The 14,762-nt window shown below is 70.3% G+C and carries 18 protein-coding genes and 1 pseudogene; 13 read left to right on the top strand and 6 right to left on the bottom strand.

The features are described 5' to 3' along the window. The 5 genes from H0X00_RS12945 to H0X00_RS12925 all read left to right on the top strand — a co-directional run. A partial coding sequence (locus H0X00_RS12945) for a 2-oxo acid dehydrogenase subunit E2 (protein WP_367186594.1) occupies positions 1 to 857 on the top strand: 857 nt, incomplete at its 5' end. After that, the gene (locus H0X00_RS12940) at positions 854 to 1,735 is read left to right on the top strand and encodes a TIGR01777 family oxidoreductase (protein WP_293771491.1); all 882 of its coding nucleotides are present in this window, start codon (positions 854 to 856) and stop codon (positions 1,733 to 1,735) included. The genes H0X00_RS12945 and H0X00_RS12940, both read left to right, overlap by 4 nt. Before the next feature lie 82 nt (positions 1,736 to 1,817). Then, entirely contained in the window at positions 1,818 to 2,504 is a 687-nt protein-coding gene (gene lipB, locus H0X00_RS12935; RefSeq protein ID WP_293771489.1) for a lipoyl(octanoyl) transferase LipB, read from the top strand. Beyond that, positions 2,501 to 3,448: a lipoyl synthase gene (gene lipA, locus H0X00_RS12930; RefSeq protein WP_293771486.1), complete on the top strand. Its 948-nt coding sequence runs from the start codon at positions 2,501 to 2,503 to the stop codon at positions 3,446 to 3,448. The genes lipB and lipA overlap by 4 nt, the downstream gene beginning before the upstream one ends. 47 nt (positions 3,449 to 3,495) lie before the next feature. Further along, positions 3,496 to 4,221 (top strand): DUF4191 domain-containing protein, encoded by a 726-nt coding sequence (locus H0X00_RS12925; protein ID WP_293771484.1) that lies wholly within the window; start codon positions 3,496 to 3,498, stop codon positions 4,219 to 4,221. A gap of 49 nt (positions 4,222 to 4,270) precedes the next feature. Here H0X00_RS12925 and H0X00_RS12920 read toward each other — a convergent pair whose 3' ends face one another. Continuing rightward, entirely contained in the window at positions 4,271 to 4,738 is a 468-nt protein-coding gene (locus H0X00_RS12920) for a hypothetical protein (protein WP_293771482.1), read from the bottom strand. Between the two features lie 245 nt (positions 4,739 to 4,983). Here H0X00_RS12920 and glnA point away from each other — a divergent pair, with 245 nt between their 5' ends. Continuing rightward, the gene (gene glnA, locus H0X00_RS12915; RefSeq protein ID WP_293771480.1) at positions 4,984 to 6,408 is read left to right on the top strand and encodes a type I glutamate--ammonia ligase; all 1,425 of its coding nucleotides are present in this window, start codon (positions 4,984 to 4,986) and stop codon (positions 6,406 to 6,408) included. 149 nt (positions 6,409 to 6,557) lie between these two features. On the opposite strand, the gene H0X00_RS12910 is transcribed toward glnA, so the two are convergent. Continuing rightward, a complete protein-coding gene (locus H0X00_RS12910; protein ID WP_293771477.1) occupies positions 6,558 to 6,875 on the bottom strand; it encodes a helix-turn-helix domain-containing protein in 318 nt (105 codons plus the stop codon). Positions 6,876 to 6,940: 65 nt separating this feature from the next. On the opposite strand from H0X00_RS12910, the gene H0X00_RS12905 reads away from it, so the two are divergent. Both H0X00_RS12905 and H0X00_RS12900 read left to right on the top strand, forming a co-directional pair. Beyond that, the gene (locus H0X00_RS12905) at positions 6,941 to 7,816 is read left to right on the top strand and encodes a homocysteine S-methyltransferase family protein (RefSeq protein WP_293771475.1); all 876 of its coding nucleotides are present in this window, start codon (positions 6,941 to 6,943) and stop codon (positions 7,814 to 7,816) included. Between the two features lie 21 nt (positions 7,817 to 7,837). Continuing rightward, positions 7,838 to 8,587 carry an alpha/beta hydrolase gene (locus H0X00_RS12900; RefSeq protein ID WP_293771473.1) on the top strand — a complete coding sequence of 250 codons (750 nt, stop codon included), beginning with the start codon at positions 7,838 to 7,840 and terminating at the stop codon, positions 8,585 to 8,587. A gap of 4 nt (positions 8,588 to 8,591) precedes the next feature. On the opposite strand, the gene H0X00_RS12895 is transcribed toward H0X00_RS12900, so the two are convergent. Then, positions 8,592 to 9,251 (bottom strand): DUF6226 family protein, encoded by a 660-nt coding sequence (locus H0X00_RS12895; protein WP_293771470.1) that lies wholly within the window; start codon positions 9,249 to 9,251, stop codon positions 8,592 to 8,594. Positions 9,252 to 9,311: 60 nt separating this feature from the next. Next, positions 9,312 to 9,890, bottom strand: a complete 579-nt coding sequence (locus H0X00_RS12890) for a peroxidase-related enzyme (RefSeq protein WP_293771468.1) — start codon at positions 9,888 to 9,890, stop codon at positions 9,312 to 9,314. 174 nt (positions 9,891 to 10,064) lie between these two features. Here H0X00_RS12890 and H0X00_RS12885 point away from each other — a divergent pair, with 174 nt between their 5' ends. The 4 genes from H0X00_RS12885 to H0X00_RS12870 all read left to right on the top strand — a co-directional run bounded on the left by H0X00_RS12885 (position 10,065) and on the right by H0X00_RS12870 (position 13,510). Next, positions 10,065 to 10,439 (top strand): hypothetical protein, encoded by a 375-nt coding sequence (locus H0X00_RS12885; protein WP_293771466.1) that lies wholly within the window; start codon positions 10,065 to 10,067, stop codon positions 10,437 to 10,439. A 189-nt stretch (positions 10,440 to 10,628) separates the two neighbouring features. Beyond that, positions 10,629 to 11,402: a L,D-transpeptidase family protein gene (locus H0X00_RS12880; protein ID WP_293771464.1), complete on the top strand. Its 774-nt coding sequence runs from the start codon at positions 10,629 to 10,631 to the stop codon at positions 11,400 to 11,402. Between the two features lie 19 nt (positions 11,403 to 11,421). Next, positions 11,422 to 12,156 carry a L,D-transpeptidase family protein gene (locus H0X00_RS12875; protein WP_293771462.1) on the top strand — a complete coding sequence of 245 codons (735 nt, stop codon included), beginning with the start codon at positions 11,422 to 11,424 and terminating at the stop codon, positions 12,154 to 12,156. Positions 12,157 to 12,610: 454 nt separating this feature from the next. Beyond that, on the top strand, positions 12,611 to 13,510 hold the full coding sequence (locus H0X00_RS12870; protein WP_293771459.1) for a hypothetical protein: 900 nt from the start codon (positions 12,611 to 12,613) through the stop codon (positions 13,508 to 13,510). A 61-nt stretch (positions 13,511 to 13,571) separates the two neighbouring features. On the opposite strand, the gene H0X00_RS12865 is transcribed toward H0X00_RS12870, so the two are convergent. Next, entirely contained in the window at positions 13,572 to 14,150 is a 579-nt protein-coding gene (locus H0X00_RS12865) for an MMPL family transporter (protein ID WP_293771457.1), read from the bottom strand. On the opposite strand from H0X00_RS12865, the pseudogene H0X00_RS23855 reads away from it, so the two are divergent. Further along, positions 14,136 to 14,243 (top strand): annotated as a pseudogene (locus H0X00_RS23855) (DNA-binding response regulator); the annotation flags it as partial. The gene H0X00_RS12865 and the pseudogene H0X00_RS23855 sit on opposite strands and share 15 nt — an antisense overlap. A 35-nt stretch (positions 14,244 to 14,278) precedes the next feature. Here H0X00_RS23855 and H0X00_RS12860 read toward each other — a convergent pair. After that, positions 14,279 to 14,762: MFS transporter (locus H0X00_RS12860; protein ID WP_293771454.1), on the bottom strand; the 484-nt coding region annotated here is incomplete at its 5' end.

The raw sequence follows: 14,762 nt of genomic DNA, 5'->3' as shown, positions 1-14,762 counted from the left end.
TCCGTAAGCAGGACGTCCTGGACGCGGCGAAGTCTGCGGGCCCGGCCCCCGCAGCCAGCGCGGCCCCGGCCAGCGCGACCCCCACGCCGTCGGCAGCCCCGGTCGCGACGCCCACCCGGGCAGCTTCCGCACCGCAGGTCGGCACCGTCCAGCCGATGTCCCGGTTACGCAAGGTGATCGCGGCCCGGATGGTCGAGTCGCTGCAAGTCTCCGCCCAGCTGTCCTGCTGGGTCGAGGCCGACGTCACCCGGATCGCCAAGCTGCGCCAGCAGGCCAAGGTCGGCTTCGAGCAGCGCGAGGGGCAGAAGCTGAACTTCCTGCCGTTCTTCGCCAAGGCGACCATCGAGGCGCTCAAGGCGCACCCGAAGCTCAACGCCTCGATCGACGTCGAGAAGGGCGAGATCACCTACCACCCGCACGTGCACCTGGGCATGGCCGTCGACACCGACCGCGGCCTGCTCGTGCCGGTGGTGCACGACGCCGACGAGCTCAACCTCGCCGGGCTCGCCCGCTCGATGAACGCGCTGGCCACCCGCACGCGGGACAACAAGATCATGCCGGACGACCTGTCCGGCGGGACCTTCACCCTGACCAACACCGGCAGCCGCGGGGCGCTCACCGACACCCCGATCATCAACCAGCCGCAGGTCGGCATCCTCGGCACCGGCACCGTGGTCAAGCGCCCCGTCGTGGTCGATGACGCGGACGGCGGGGAGACCATCGCGATCCGCGCGATGGTGATGCTGGCGCTGACCTACGACCACCGCATGGTCGATGGCGCGGACGCCGCCCGGTTCCTGGTCACAGTCAAGGAGCGCCTCGAGGAAGGTGCCTTCGAGGCCGAGCTCGGCCTGTGAAGATCGCGCTGGCCGGGGCATCCGGCCTGATCGGCACGGCACTCGTCGGCGCGCTCCGCGCCGACGGGCACGAGGTCCTGCAGTTGGTGCGGCGTGCGCCGAAGCATGACGGCGAGGTCCAGTGGGACCCGAATCAGCCGCTCGACCCGGCCCTGCTCATCGGGGTGCAGGCAGCCGTGTGTCTGTCCGGGGCAGGCGTCGGCGACAAGCGTTGGAGCGAGGACTACAAGCGCACCCTCCTCGACAGCCGGGTGAAGCCCACCCACACCCTGGCCACCGCGCTGGCCGCACTCGACCTCAAGCCCAGCGTCTTTCTCGCCGGCTCGGCGATCGGCTACTACGGCGAGACCGGGGATGCCCCGATCGACGAGACGGCCGGCCCGGGGAACGACTTCCTCGCCAAGCTCACCGTGGACTGGGAGGCCGCCGCCGCCCCGGCCGAGGCCGCCGGCATACGGGTCGCCTACCTGCGCACCGGGCTGGTGGTCGCCCGCCAGGGCGGAGCGTGGGGCCGGATGTTCCCGATCTTCAAGCTCGGGCTGGGCGGCAAGCTCGGCAACGGCCGGCAGTACTGGAGCTTCATCTCGATCTCCGACCACGTCCGGGCGATGCAGTTCCTGCTCACGGCCGACGTTTCCGGTCCGGTGAACATGACCGGACCCGAGCCGGTCACCAACGCCGAGGTGACCAAGGCCATGGGCAAGGTGCTGCACCGACCCACGCTTCTCCCCGCGCCGAAGTTCGGCCTCAAGATCGTGCTCGGTGAGTTCTCCACCGAACCCTTGCGGAGCCAGCGGGTTCTCCCGAACGTCCTGCAGAAGGCCGGGTTCGCGTTCGAGCACCCGACCATCGAGTCCGCCATCCGCGCGGCGCTCTGACCTGGGACGTCCGAAGCGACGAGCGCTATAGCTCACGCTCGCTCGGACGTCCGGCTTTCCAGCCCCGACCTAGACTGGACCCGTGTCCGAGCTGCGCTTCCTCCACGCCTTCGGCGGCACGCCGGTGCCGTATGGACCGGCCTGGGACCTGCAGCGCGATCTGCACCACGCCCGCGCGTCCGACGCGATCTCCGACACCGTGATCCTGCTGGAGCACGAGCCGGTGTTCACCGCCGGTAAGCGCACCGAGGCGAAGGATCGGCCCTGGGACGGCACCCCGGTGGTCGAGGTCGACCGTGGCGGCAAGATCACCTGGCACGGCCCGGGCCAGCTCACCGGCTACCCGATCGTGAAACTGCCCGACGGGGTCTACGTCGTGGACTACGTGCGCAAGCTGGAGGTCGCGATCATCGCGGTCTTCGCCGACCTCGGGCTGGAGGCCACCCGGGTCGCCGGCCGCAGCGGTGTCTGGGTCCCCGGCAGCCCCGAGCGGAAGGTGGCTGCGATCGGCATCCGCGTCGCCAAGGGAGTGACGATGCACGGCTTCGCGATCAACTGCGACTGCGAGCTGGACTGGTTCGCCCGGATCGTGCCCTGCGGGATCTCCGACGCCGCGGTCACCACGCTCTCCCTCGAGCTCGGCCGGACGGTGACGGTGGCCGAGGTCGTGCCGTTGGTGGAGCGACGACTGGCCGAGGCGTTCGGGGCGTCCGCCGTGACGCAGGCGCCGTTGCAGCTGCCCTCCACGGCGATGGGCGGTGCGGCATGACGATCGCCCCGGGAGGCCGCAAGCTGCTGCGCCTGGAGGCCCGCAACGCGGAAACCGCGATCGAGCGCAAGCCGTCGTGGATCAAGACCACGCTGCGCACCGGGCCGGAATACACCGCGCTGGCGAAGCTGGTGAAGGACGAGGGGCTGCACACGGTCTGCCAGGAGGCCGGCTGCCCCAACATCTTCGAATGCTGGGAGGACCGCGAGGCCACCTTCCTCATCGGCGGTGACCAGTGCACCCGCCGCTGCGACTTCTGCCAGATCGACACCGGCAAGCCCGCCGAGCTCGACCGCGACGAGCCGCGCCGGGTCGCGGAGTCGGTGGCGACGATGGGTCTGCGCTACGCCACCGTCACCGGCGTGGCCCGCGACGACCTGCCGGACGGCGGGGCCTGGCTCTACGCCGAGACGGTTCGCGCCATCCACGCGGCCACCCAGGCAAACGGGGGTCCCGGCTGCGGCGTGGAGCTGCTCGCACCGGACTTCAACGCCGTCCCCGAACTGCTCGCCGAGGTGTTCGCCTCCCGCCCCGAGGTGTTCGCGCACAACCTGGAGACGGTGCCCCGGCTGATGCGCCGGATCCGTCCCGGGTTCCGCTACGACCGGTCGCTGGCCGTGATCACCGCGGCGCGCGAGGTGGGCCTGGTCACCAAGTCCAACCTGATCCTGGGTCTCGGTGAAGAGCCAGCCGAGGTCGCCCAGACGATGGCAGACCTGCGCGCAGCCGGCACCGACCTGCTCACCATCACCCAGTACCTGCGACCCAGCACCCGGCACCATCCCGTCGCCCGCTGGGTCACCCCGGAGGAGTTCGACGCGCTCGGCGAGCAGGCCCTGGCCCTGGGTTTCGCCGGGGTGATGTCCGGGCCGCTGGTCCGCTCGTCGTACCGGGCCGGGCGGCTCTACCGGCAGGCGGTCGAGGCACGGGAGAAGACCGCCTGAGAGCCTGCGTATCCTGCGCTGACACGAGCGAAGGGCCCCTGAACGCGATGGCACTCGGTAAGAAGAGGGACAAGGCACCGAAGGCACCCAAGCCGCCCGGCGGCGGACGCCTGAAGCAGACCGTCGAGGCCTACTCGATGACGGCCAAGGTCGACAAGCTGCTCCCGCTGTGGCTCTTGCTCGGGTTCGTCGTCACGTTCGCGGCCTTCCTCGTCCTGGCGCTGCTGGTCGGCCACCCGATCATCGGCGGCATTCTCGCGGTCTTCTTCGGCGTGCTGGGCATGCTCGTCGTCTTCGGGCAGCGGGTGCAGAAGGCCGCGTACTCCGAGATCGAGGGCCAGCCCGGCGCGGCCGCGGCGGCGCTGAACACGATGAAGCGCGGCGGCTGGACCGTCACCCCCGCGGTGGCCGTCAACAAGAGCCAGGACATCGTGCACCGGGCGGTCGGCCGCCCCGGGATCATTCTGATCGGCGAGGGTCCGGCCAACCGGGTAGGGCCGCTGCTGGAGGCCGAGAAGCGGCGGATGAACCGCTTCGTCGCCGACGTGCCGGTCACCGACATCGTCGTCGGGCGCGGCGAGGGCGAGATCCCGCTTCCGAAGCTGATCAAGTTCCTGCGCAAGATGCCCAAGCGGATCACCGGCGGCGTCGTGGTGGAGACCAACGACCGGCTGCGCGCGGTCGGGGACCTGATGGCCAACGTGCCGATCCCGAAGGGCCCGATGCCCAAGAGCGGGCGGACGCCCAAGGGGCAGAACCCGAAGATGCGCTGAGCTTCCCTCCAACGGATGACATCCCTCAACGGATGTCATCCGCTGCGGTTCAGCGTTTGACGACGATGCTGCGGGCCACCCGGTCGTGCACGCCGCGGTAGTCGCGGTCGATGAACAGGGCCGGGATCACCAGGGCGAGCAGCAGGGTCCGCAGCATCACGTAGAGCGGCAGCGGGTTGCCGCCATCCAGGCGCGCGACGCGCAGCCCGAGCAGTCGGCCGCCGACGCCGGCGCCGATCGTGCTGACCAGCGTCACGTTGATCAGGACGAAGACGCCCAGGATGGGGCCGGCCCGGTCCCCCGAGGTGGAGTCGGGCATCGCGCCGAGCACGATCAGCTGCGCCACCGTCCAGTCGATGAAGGTCGCGACCAGGCGTCGGGTCATCCCGCCGACGGCGTTCTGGCCCTCCTCGGGCAGGCCGAGGCGCTTGCCCGGATAGCCCAGGTCGATTCCGGCCGCCTCGGCCACCGACCGGGGGCCGGACAGCCAGCCACCGAGTGCGCGACGGTCCACCACGGGCCCCACGGTAAACGGCGCCGCCCGGACGGGGCCCCCGGGGTGGCGCGTGATCACCGGCACCGGTTGGATGGGCCCTGAAGAAAGGCCCTGGCCAGGGGCCGAGAACCTGCTGTAACACCGCTGAAATATTCGGGATACGGGCGTGACACCGCCCGACCTTAAATTCGCGGGAACTGGTCGAAAGCCAGCACTACCCACGGTTAGACGGAGCCCCCGCCGGGTCGGCCGGGCAAGGAGGACGGATGTTCAGCAACGCCGATGAGGTCATGAAGTACATCAAGGACAACGACGTGAAATTCGTCGATGTCCGTTTCTGTGACCTCCCGGGTGTCATGCAGCACTTCAACGTCCCGGCTCGGTCGGTGAACGCGGACTTCTTCACCGAAGGCCAGATGTTCGACGGGTCCTCGATCCGCGGCTTCCAGGCGATCCACGAGTCCGACATGAAGCTGATCCCGGACCTGGACACCGCCTACATCGACCCGTTCCGCGACAACAAGACGCTCAACGTCAACATGAGCATCGTCGACCCGTACACCGGCGAGCCCTACAGCCGTGACCCGCGCCAGATCGCCCGGAAGGCCGAGGCGCACCTCAAGGCGACCGGCATCGCGGACACCGCCTTCTTCGCCCCCGAGGCCGAGTTCTACATCTTCGACGACGTGCGTTTCGAGACGCGGCAGAACGCCGGCTACTACTACATCGACTCCATCGAGGGCGCCTGGAACACCGGCCGCGTCGAGGAGGGTGGCAACCAGGGGCACAAGACCCCGTACAAGGGTGGCTACTTCCCCGTCCCGCCGGTCGACCACTTCGCCGACATGCGCGACGAGATCTGCCTCGAGCTCGACGCCCTCGGCCTCGAGGTCGAGCGTGCGCACCACGAGGTCGGCACCGCCGGCCAGCAGGAGATCAACTACCGCTTCGACTCGCTGGCCAAGTCCGCGGACAAGGTCATGCTCTTCAAGTACATCGTGAAGAACGTCGTGGCCCGCAACGGCAAGACCGTCACGTTCATGCCGAAGCCGCTCTTCGGTGACAACGGCTCGGGCATGCACTGCCACCAATCGCTGTGGAAGAACGGCGAGCCGCTCTTCTACGACGAGCTCGGCTACGGCGGCCTGTCCGACATGGCGCGCTGGTACATCGGCGGCCTGCTGCACCACGCCCCGTCGCTGCTGGCGTTCACCAACCCGACGATGAACTCCTACCACCGTCTGGTGCCGGGCTTCGAGGCTCCGGTCAACCTGGTCTACTCGGCCCGTAACCGCTCCGCCTGCGTGCGTATCCCGGTCACCGGCTCGAACCCGAAGGCCAAGCGCATCGAGTTCCGCGTCCCGGACCCGTCGAGCAACCCGTACCTGGCGTTCTCGGCGATGCTGATGGCCGGCCTCGACGGCATCAAGAACAAGATCGAGCCGCCGCTGCCCGTCGACAAGGACCTCTACGAGCTGCCGCCGGACGAGCTGGCCGAGATCGCCCAGGTCCCGGACTCGTTGCCCGGGGTGCTGGACGCCCTGGAGCGGGACCACGCCTACCTCGCCGAGGGCGGCGTCTTCACCGACGACCTCATCGAGACCTGGATCCAGTGGAAGCGCGCCAACGAGGTGGACCCGATCCGCCTGCGCCCGCACCCCCACGAGTTCGAGCTGTACTTCGATATTTAGGCCGTCAGCCCGAAGGCGGGTCCCCAGGTGGGGGCCCGCCTTCGTCGTTCCGGCGCAGACCGAGGCTGAGGCTGCAATTCGTAACTGGAGTGGCGGTTTACGGGCCCCGGATCGCACCACCCGTAACGAATTGCAGCCTCAGCCTCGACTCAGACGGGGTAGGCGGCCCACTGCTGCAGGGCGCCGAGCACCACGCGCAGTTCCTCACCGGCCGGGGTGAGCAGGTACTCGAAGCGGGTCCGGGACCCCTCCTCCTGGTACGGCTCCTTGCTCAGCACCCCGTACTCGACCAGCGTCGCCAACCGGTCGGCCAGGACGTCGGACGCGACCCCGAGGTTGGCCTTGAAGTCCGCGGAGCGGGTCGTGCCGCGACTCGCTTCGCGCAGGATCAGCGGCGTCCAGCGCTCCCCAGCACCGCGAGGCTGCGGGCGAGCCTGAGACTCATGCAGCCGGAGCTGTGCTCGCATCGGCGGTATGAATAGGCCGACACGGGAACCAGAGAGAATCTTCTGGGACGGCGAAGGAGACGGACATGCTGCAGTGGGTCACCGACGGCGGGCTGGAGACGGACCTGCTCTTCCACCACGGGGTCGACCTGCCGGAGTTCGCGGCGTTCCCGCTCGTCGAGGATGCCGACGGCGCGAAGTTGCTGGAGCGCTACTACGCCGGGTACGCCGCGATCGCGGCGGCGGCCGGCGCCGGCCTGGTGCTGGAGACGCCTACCTGGCGGGCCAACCCGGACTGGGCGGCCAAGCTCGGCTACGACGCCCCGGCACTTGATCGGGCCAACCGGGCAGCCGTCGCCTTCGTCCGCGGCATCGCCGACGCTGCACAGATCAGCGGCGTGATCGGGCCGCGCGGCGACGGTTACATCGCCGCCGGCACGCAGGCCGACGAGGCCGCGGAGTACCACGCCGCGCAGATCGGCTCGTTCGCCGCGGCCGGCGTCGACGTCGTGCACGCCATGACACTGACCGGACCGGCCGAGGCGATCGGGGTTGTGCGGGCAGCGCGTGACGCGGGCCTGCCGGTCGGGATCTCGTTCACCGTCGAGACCGACGGCCGACTCCCCGACGGCACTGCGCTGGGTCAGGCGATCGCGATGGTGGACGCGGCCGCGGCGCCGGACTGGTACGGCGTCAACTGCGCGCACCCGACCCACGTCCCGCCGGCCCTGGACGGCGGGGCGTGGCAGGACCGGATCCGGGTGTTCCGGCCCAACGCCTCGACGATGACCCATGAGGAGCTGGACGCCATGGAGGTCCTCGACGAAGGCGACCGCCCCTTGCTGCAGTCCTCGACCGCGGCGCTGCTCGCGGCGCTGCCCTCCGTCACCACCCTCGGCGGCTGCTGCGGGACCGACGCCTCGCACGTCGCACTGCTCTGGGGCGTGCACCCGGCGAGCTGAGCCGGGCGGGACAATGGACACGTGGACCTCCCGGTGCAGCACTTCAAGGGTCGTGACGGCGTCGAACTGGCCTACCGGGAGGTGGGCGAGGGCCGGGCGCTGGTCCTGATCCACGGCTTCTTCTCCAGCGCGACGATCAACTGGGTCAGGTACGGGACCGCGGCGGCCTTGGCCGATCGCGGGTTCCGGGTTGTCATGCCGGACCTGCGGGCGCACGGGGACAGCGCGAAGCCCCATGACGCCTCGGCCTACCCCAAGGACGTGCTGGCCGAGGACGGCGAGGCGCTGCTCGAGCACCTCGGGCTGACGGATTACGACCTGGGCGGGTACTCCCTCGGCGCCCGGACGGTGACGCGGATGCTGGTGCGCGGGGCCCGGCCGCGGCGGGCGATCCTGGCCGGTATGGGCCTGGAAGGCATCCTGGGGCCACTGCGCAACCGACGGCACTTCGTGGACGTTCTGACGGCCGAGGCCACCTTCGAGCGGGGCACGCCGGAGTTCATGTCGCAGGCGTTCCTGCGCACCACCGGCGGCGACCCGCAGGCCCTGATCCACGTGCTCGACACCCAGGTCGACACCAGCCGGGAGGACCTCGCGGCCATCCCGGTGCCGACCGCGATCGTGCTGGGCGACGAGGACGACAACGGCTCCGGCGAGGGCCTGGCCGGCGCCCTCGCGGAGGGCTACTTCGTGCCGATCCCCGGCACCCACATGGGCGCGGTCACCCGGCCTGAGCTCGCGGCCGCGTTCGGGGCGTTTCTGACGGACTGAACGCTCACCACCAACGGGAGCCGTAGACCACCGGGTACTGCGACTTGCCGGCGCGAGCGTCGGCGAACATCTGCTCGAAGGACGCGGTCGTCATCCCGGAGAGCTCACCTGCGACCACCGGGCCCTGCAGAGACGTGTGGGCGACGAAGCGCTCCGTGGTGACGTGCACGAGCTGGCCGGTGACGACGTTGAGCACCGCGTCGTCGAAGTCCTCGAGCAGCAGGTTCGACCCGACGTCGCAGGCGTCGCACTCGCACAGCGGCAGGATGCCGACGACGGCGGCCGGTTCGCCGGCGCCGAGCACGACCCGGGCCTCCGGCTCGCCCTGCAGCCAGCAGAACCCGAAGATCAGCGGGATCGCGCTCTCGCGCTGGGGACGCAGGCGCACCACGCGAATCGCGGGGCCGGTCTCGGGGACCTCCTTCCACAGGTCGTCGGAGGCCTCGAGACGCTCGGCCTCGGCCAGGCCGGTCTGGGTCAGCGCGGTCACCCAGGCCTCGGCGCGCGCCGCGATGATCCGGAACTTCTCCGGATCCTCGCAGCCCTCGAACTCGGCCTCGGACGGCACCTCGCCGTTGGGCCGAGGGTCCGCCCAGGCGGGGGTCGTCTGCCCGGTGATCTTGAAGGCGTCGCGCACCGCAGCGCGCAGAACCGAGGAATCCACGGCGACGACCTTACGTCCGGGCGGTCCGGAATGTGCGCAGGGGAACGCCGAGCGGGTAAATCAGCGCGGTAGACGGCCGAGCGTGAAGAACTCCGGATTCGGGTCGATCGCGCCCAGGTGGGCCAGCCGGTTGGACATCGCGAACAGCGCGGTGATCGCTCCGATGTCCCAGATCTCGTCGTCGGCCAGCCCGGCCGCCCGGGCCTCCTCGATGTCATCGTCGGTGAGCTGGTCGGAGGCGGTGGCCACGATCAGGGCCAGGTGGACGATCGCGCGCTCCCGCGGGTTCAGCGCGACCGTGTAGGGGTTGGCCGCGACCCGGTCCGCGATCTGCGGGTCTTTGGCCCGGATCCGCAGGATCGCGCCGTGCGCCACCACGCAGTAGGTGCAGTTGTTGGCCGCCGAGGTGGCAACCACGATCAGCTCCCGCTCGGCGCGGCTGAGGCCGTCGTCGGAGTCCATCAGCGCGTCGTGGTAGTCGAGGAACGCCCGCAACTCCCGCGGCCGGGAGGCCAGCGCCTTGAACACATTCGGCACGAAGCCGGACTTCTCCACGATCGGCGCCAGCCGTTGGCGGACGTCCTCCGGAAAGGCCTCGAACTCCAGGTGCCCGAACCTGCTGATCGTCTGCTCACCCATGGATGTGACGTTACCGACCGGTCCTGGCAGCGTTCACGCATGGCTGCGGTTGCCGGTGCTGGTGTTCTCCCCCACCGCCTGATCAGGTCTTACGTAGCTCCGTCGTCCCGGTGGGGGCTCTTGTCGCCGCCGGGCCCAGGCGCGAGGCTCGGAGCGCCCACCAGTCCTGCAGAGTTGCCTGCGTGCCCGAAACCGACCTCGCCACCACCCGCCGCTCGCCGCACGCCGTGGCCGAACTCGTGCTCGCCGGGGCGCAGCACCGCGCTGGCCAAGGAGCTTGGAACCCACGCCGACCCGCCGGCGGGGCTGCACAAGGACCACGCCGAGCTCGGCCCGGACGAGACTTTGCGCGTGGACGCTGACGCGGCCTCAGAACTTCTCACTGGCGACCACTACGTCGACGAGCCGTACGCCTACGTGGGTCCGCGGGCCGCCCGCACCGGTGAGTTCTGGAACGCGCCGTTCGGCGCGGGCCGACCGCTACGCGACCTGCCCGGTGACGCCCTGGTGGCTTTCCTGGCCGAAGGCCGCGACCGTGCCCGCACCTGAGGACGCCCCCGCGACCCGTTGACACCGGGTCGCCGACACCGACGTCCCGGACGAGGGCCGGGTGCGCACCGCGCCGGTCGCGGCCGGGCGCCCAGCCGTCCGGAGTCCGTCTCGCGTTTACCTGAAAGCCAAGTTTGGGTCACCTAAGTTCTGTGTGCTGGCCACGGAACTTCAGGATCCGGAGGCGCGGTGACCGAGCAGGGAACGGCGCGACGGCCCGCGAAACGGCGACTGATCGCTGGGGCGACGGCCGCGGCGACGATCGCTGCCGGCGCCCTCGTCTCCAGCGAACTGGTCGCCGGGGCCGGCGCCGCGACACCCGTCTCCAGTACCCAGTGGCAGACCTGCAAGGTCACGCTCAACGGCGTGCAGACCACCGTGGACAAGGCCGAGCGCACCCGCACGGTGGTCAACGGCACCGGCGGGTCCTGGGCGGTTGTCGGCTTCTTCGTCCGCACCGACGGCGCGTGCACCTTTAAGCGCGTCCTGAAGGTCGACGGCCGGGTCGGCTACAACGGCATCAGCAACGGTCTGACGCGCCGTCAGGGCAGCGGCACCACGCCGTCCGGCACCTACACGATGACCGAGTCCTTCGGGAACAGCCCGCGCCCGGCCACTGCGCTGTCCTACCACCGGGTCAAGACCGGTGACTACTGGGTCCAGGACCAGAACTCGGCCTTTTACAACACGCTGCGCAACTCCGGCCTCGGCGGCTTCCTGGCGAGCACCACCGGGTCGAACGGCTCCGAGCGCCTGCTCGACTACACGACGCAGTACGCACACTCGGTGGTCATCAACTTCAACCGGGCGCCGGAGCGCAGGACCGTCGGCCGCGGGTCCGGGATCTTCCTGCACGTCAACGGCAGAGGCGCGACCGCGGGCTGTGTCTCGATCACCAAGGCAGGTCTGCGCACGTTGATGTCCTACCTGCGCTCCGGCGACCGGATCACCATCACCGCCTGAAAGTGCGACAATCACCGGCATGCGGCGGCTGACGGCAGGGGCGATCGGGCTGGCCCTGCTCGCGCCGATGTCGCCCGCGCACCCGGTCGCGGCGGCGCCGGCGCAGCCCACCGCGGGCGCGGCCTGGGAGACCTGCCGGGTCACGCTCAGCGGCGTCAGCGTGAAAGTGCGCAGGTCCGAGCGGACCCGCACGATCGTCGACGGCACCGGCGGAAAGCGCGCGCAGCTCTCGCTCTGGGTGCGCAACGACAGCCCGTGCGGCTTCGTCCAGATTTTCACCACCACGGCCTGGGTCGGCGCCAACGGTCTGTCGGACGGCCGGACCCGCCGCCAGGGCAGCTACGCCACCCCGATCGGCACCTACACGATGACCGAGGCGTTCGGGATCAAGCCGGACCCCGGCACCGGGCTGCCGTACCACCAGGTGGTCGAGGGCGACTGGTGGGTGCAGGACAACAACTCCCAGCACTACAACTCGCTCCGCAACGAGAGCCAGGGCGGCTTCAAGCGCACCACCGACGGCATCAACGGCTCCGAGCGGTTGATCGACTACGGCAAGCAGTACGCCCACTCCGTCGTCATCAACTTCAACCGCGCCCCGGACCGCCGGGTCCCCATGCGCGGTTCCGGGATCTTCCTGCACGTCAACAGCGGCAAGGGCGCCACCGCCGGCTGCGTCTCGATCGGCAAGCCCAAGCTGCGCCTGCTGATGTCGTACCTCCAGGTCCGCGATCGGATCACCATCGTTCGCTGACGGTCACGCTGCGGGGGCCTCCGGAATCAGCAAGATCCCGGCGCCACACGCCCCCAACGGGACGTCGAGGTCCGGACCCGCAGAGTCCCGAGTGAGCACCCGGGCCGCAAGACCACGCTCCGCCACCATTACCGCGCCCTTCCCGCCAGCGGCCGTGAGAGCAGCTGCTGCTGGCGCTGCTCGAGGCGGAGAACGGCACCGGCATGCTGTCGGAATTGGGACTGGAGAAGGAACGTCCCGAGACCGATCTGGTCGCCATGCTCGAATCCGTCACCGGCACGTCCGGTCCGGCTTGACCCGGTTCGGCACCGTTCGCCGGCCCGGAGGAGGTGAGGAGATCACGGATCGGCGTCGGTGCCTCCCGCCCGGTGAACGAAACACCGGCCGGTGACGTCCTCGTGCCAGAGAGGCGAAAGCGCCAGGATGGACGCGCGCGCAAACTGGAGGGGACGACATGAAGCGGATGGTCGCGGCGGCGGCGGGTGCGAGCCTGCTGCTGATGCTCGGGGGCTGTGGTGGGGACGACGACAAGGTGACCGAGGCGAATGCTGACCCGGGGGCGGCCGGCGGGACGAGCCTGGCCGGGTCCGACGACGCCGGGCGCAACGACACCCCGGACACCCCGCTGGGTGACGCCGCCCCTGGTGACCCGAACTCCGAGGAGCCCACCCCCGAGCTGGTCAAGCCGCGCAGCGGCATGACGAACCTGCGCCCGGTGAGCTGGAACTCCGCCGAGGTGCTGGGCGACCGCACGGTCCGGATCGTCTTCTACGGCGGTGTCGAGCCCTGCGACGTGCTCGACTCGGTGAAGGTGAAGTACGGCAAGGACGCGGTCACCGTCAGCCTGTTCTCCGGGTCGGACCCGAAGGAGCCGGACGCGGTCTGCATCGACATTGCGAAGCTCAAAGCCGTCGAGGTCGAGCTGACCGAGGACGCCGGCGACCGCGAGATCAAGGACGGCTCCCCCACCGCCACGTCCTCCGGGGGCAAGACCGACCCGGGCGCGGCTCCGGACGCTCCCGCGGGCAAGATCCGCGGCGACGCTCCGGCCGTCGCCCTCACCCCGCGGGCCGGCATGGACAACGTCCAGCAGGTCACCTGGGACCGCACCGAGATGATCGACAAGAACACCGTGCGGGTCTACTTCATGTCCGGCGTCGAGCCGTGCTCGGTGCTCGACAGCGTGAAGGTGGTCTACGCCAGGGAGGTCATCCGGATCGCGCTCTTCTCCGGCAGCGACCCCGCCCACAAGAACGAGGCCTGCCCGGCGCTCGCCCGCTTCGCCTACACCGACATCAAGCTCACCGAGGCCGTCGGCGACCGCGAGATCGTGGACGACTCGACCACCGACTGACGCACCAAGCACGGACGAGGCCCCGCAGGATCTGCGGGGGCCTCGTCGTTGTGACGGTGGATCAGTGCGCTGCGGGTGCGCAGACCGGATCGAGCTGCCCCGCCGGGCCAGACACCGGGTCGATGACCTCGACCGGCTCGGCCGCCCCAGCCCGGACTGCCAGCCGGCGGCGGGTGCTGCGGCCCCAGTTGCGGTCGCCGAGCAGCACCATCGCGGCCGGCAGCAGGACGATGCGGATGAGGGTCGCGTCGATCGCGACCGCGGCGGCCAGGCCGACGCCCATCTGCTTGAAGTCCATCATCGACAGCGTCGCGAAGACCGCGACCATGATCGCCGCCGCGCTGGTGACGACGCCCGCGGTGCGGGTGATGCCGTGCCGGACCGCCGAGGTGGTGTCCATCCCGTCCTCGACCGCCTCACGGATCCGTGAGACCACGAAGACGTGGTAGTCCGTGGAGAGCCCGAACAGGATCAGCGTGCCGGCACCGAGGGCGACGGCCGTCCTCGGCCGAGTGGTGACCGGCTTCAGGACGGTTCCGACCCAGCGACCGCCGCGGCCACTCCTGACCCGCGGCGCGCTCCCCGACTTTCGGAGCAGGCCCGTGCGGACCCAGGCCGCCGGGCGGCCGTGGCCAAGCACACCGCGAACATCTTCACCAAGCTGAACCTGCCGCCCAGCGACGACGACAACCGCCGCGTCCTGGCCGTCATCGCCTACCTCGACCGCACCTGATTTCACGCGGGAGTGTCAGCCCGTACGGGCGCCCGTCAGCCCTCCTGCCGGCTGACAGGCGCCCGCCAGGGACGTCGTCCCGCGGAGGTGGGGGTCCTGGCCTCGCCCAGAACGGCGTCCAGCTGCTCGGACGGCCAGGTGAGGTGGGCCACAAGCAGGACGAACAGCCCCAACGTGCCGGCCGCGAACACGGCGTCGGCCGGGGTGAAGACGTCGGCGGCCCAGCCGGCCAGGACGAAGGACAGCGCGACCGCGGCGTTGAACCCGGCCGCAGCCAGGCCACCGACCGCACCGCGCCGCTCGGGCGGGGTGACCAGGGTGACCACCACCATCACCGGCAGCAGGAAGGCCTGGCAGACGCCCGCGACGAACCAGAGCGCCATCGTCGGGTAGATACCGAGGTCGAGGCCGGTGAGTAGCAACGGCAGGCAGCCGGCCGCGAGCAGTGGCCGCACCGTGCGGACCGCGACCGCCGGCGGGTAGCGCGCGATCAGCCAGGCCCCGAGCGCGGCCCCGGCC

The sequence above is a fragment of the Sporichthya sp. genome, assembly GCF_013815995.1.
Lineage (GTDB): Bacteria > Actinomycetota > Actinomycetes > Sporichthyales > Sporichthyaceae > Sporichthya.
This window is presented reverse-complemented; position numbering and strand designations above follow the sequence as displayed.

What these genes read in the sequence shown, in the direction of transcription:
- lipA (WP_293771486.1), top strand. Translation starts at nt 2,501, where the DNA reads ATGACGATCGCCCCGGGAGGCCGCAAGCTGCTGCGCCTGGAGGCCCGC.
- H0X00_RS12890 (WP_293771468.1), bottom strand. Translation starts at nt 9,890, where the DNA reads ATGGGTGAGCAGACGATCAGCAGGTTCGGGCACCTGGAGTTCGAGGCC.
- H0X00_RS12910 (WP_293771477.1), bottom strand. Translation starts at nt 6,875, where the DNA reads ATGCGAGCACAGCTCCGGCTGCATGAGTCTCAGGCTCGCCCGCAGCCT.
- H0X00_RS12925 (WP_293771484.1), top strand. Translation starts at nt 3,496, where the DNA reads ATGGCACTCGGTAAGAAGAGGGACAAGGCACCGAAGGCACCCAAGCCG.
- H0X00_RS12905 (WP_293771475.1), top strand. Translation starts at nt 6,941, where the DNA reads ATGCTGCAGTGGGTCACCGACGGCGGGCTGGAGACGGACCTGCTCTTC.
- H0X00_RS12875 (WP_293771462.1), top strand. Translation starts at nt 11,422, where the DNA reads ATGCGGCGGCTGACGGCAGGGGCGATCGGGCTGGCCCTGCTCGCGCCG.
- glnA (WP_293771480.1), top strand. Translation starts at nt 4,984, where the DNA reads ATGTTCAGCAACGCCGATGAGGTCATGAAGTACATCAAGGACAACGAC.
- H0X00_RS12870 (WP_293771459.1), top strand. Translation starts at nt 12,611, where the DNA reads ATGAAGCGGATGGTCGCGGCGGCGGCGGGTGCGAGCCTGCTGCTGATG.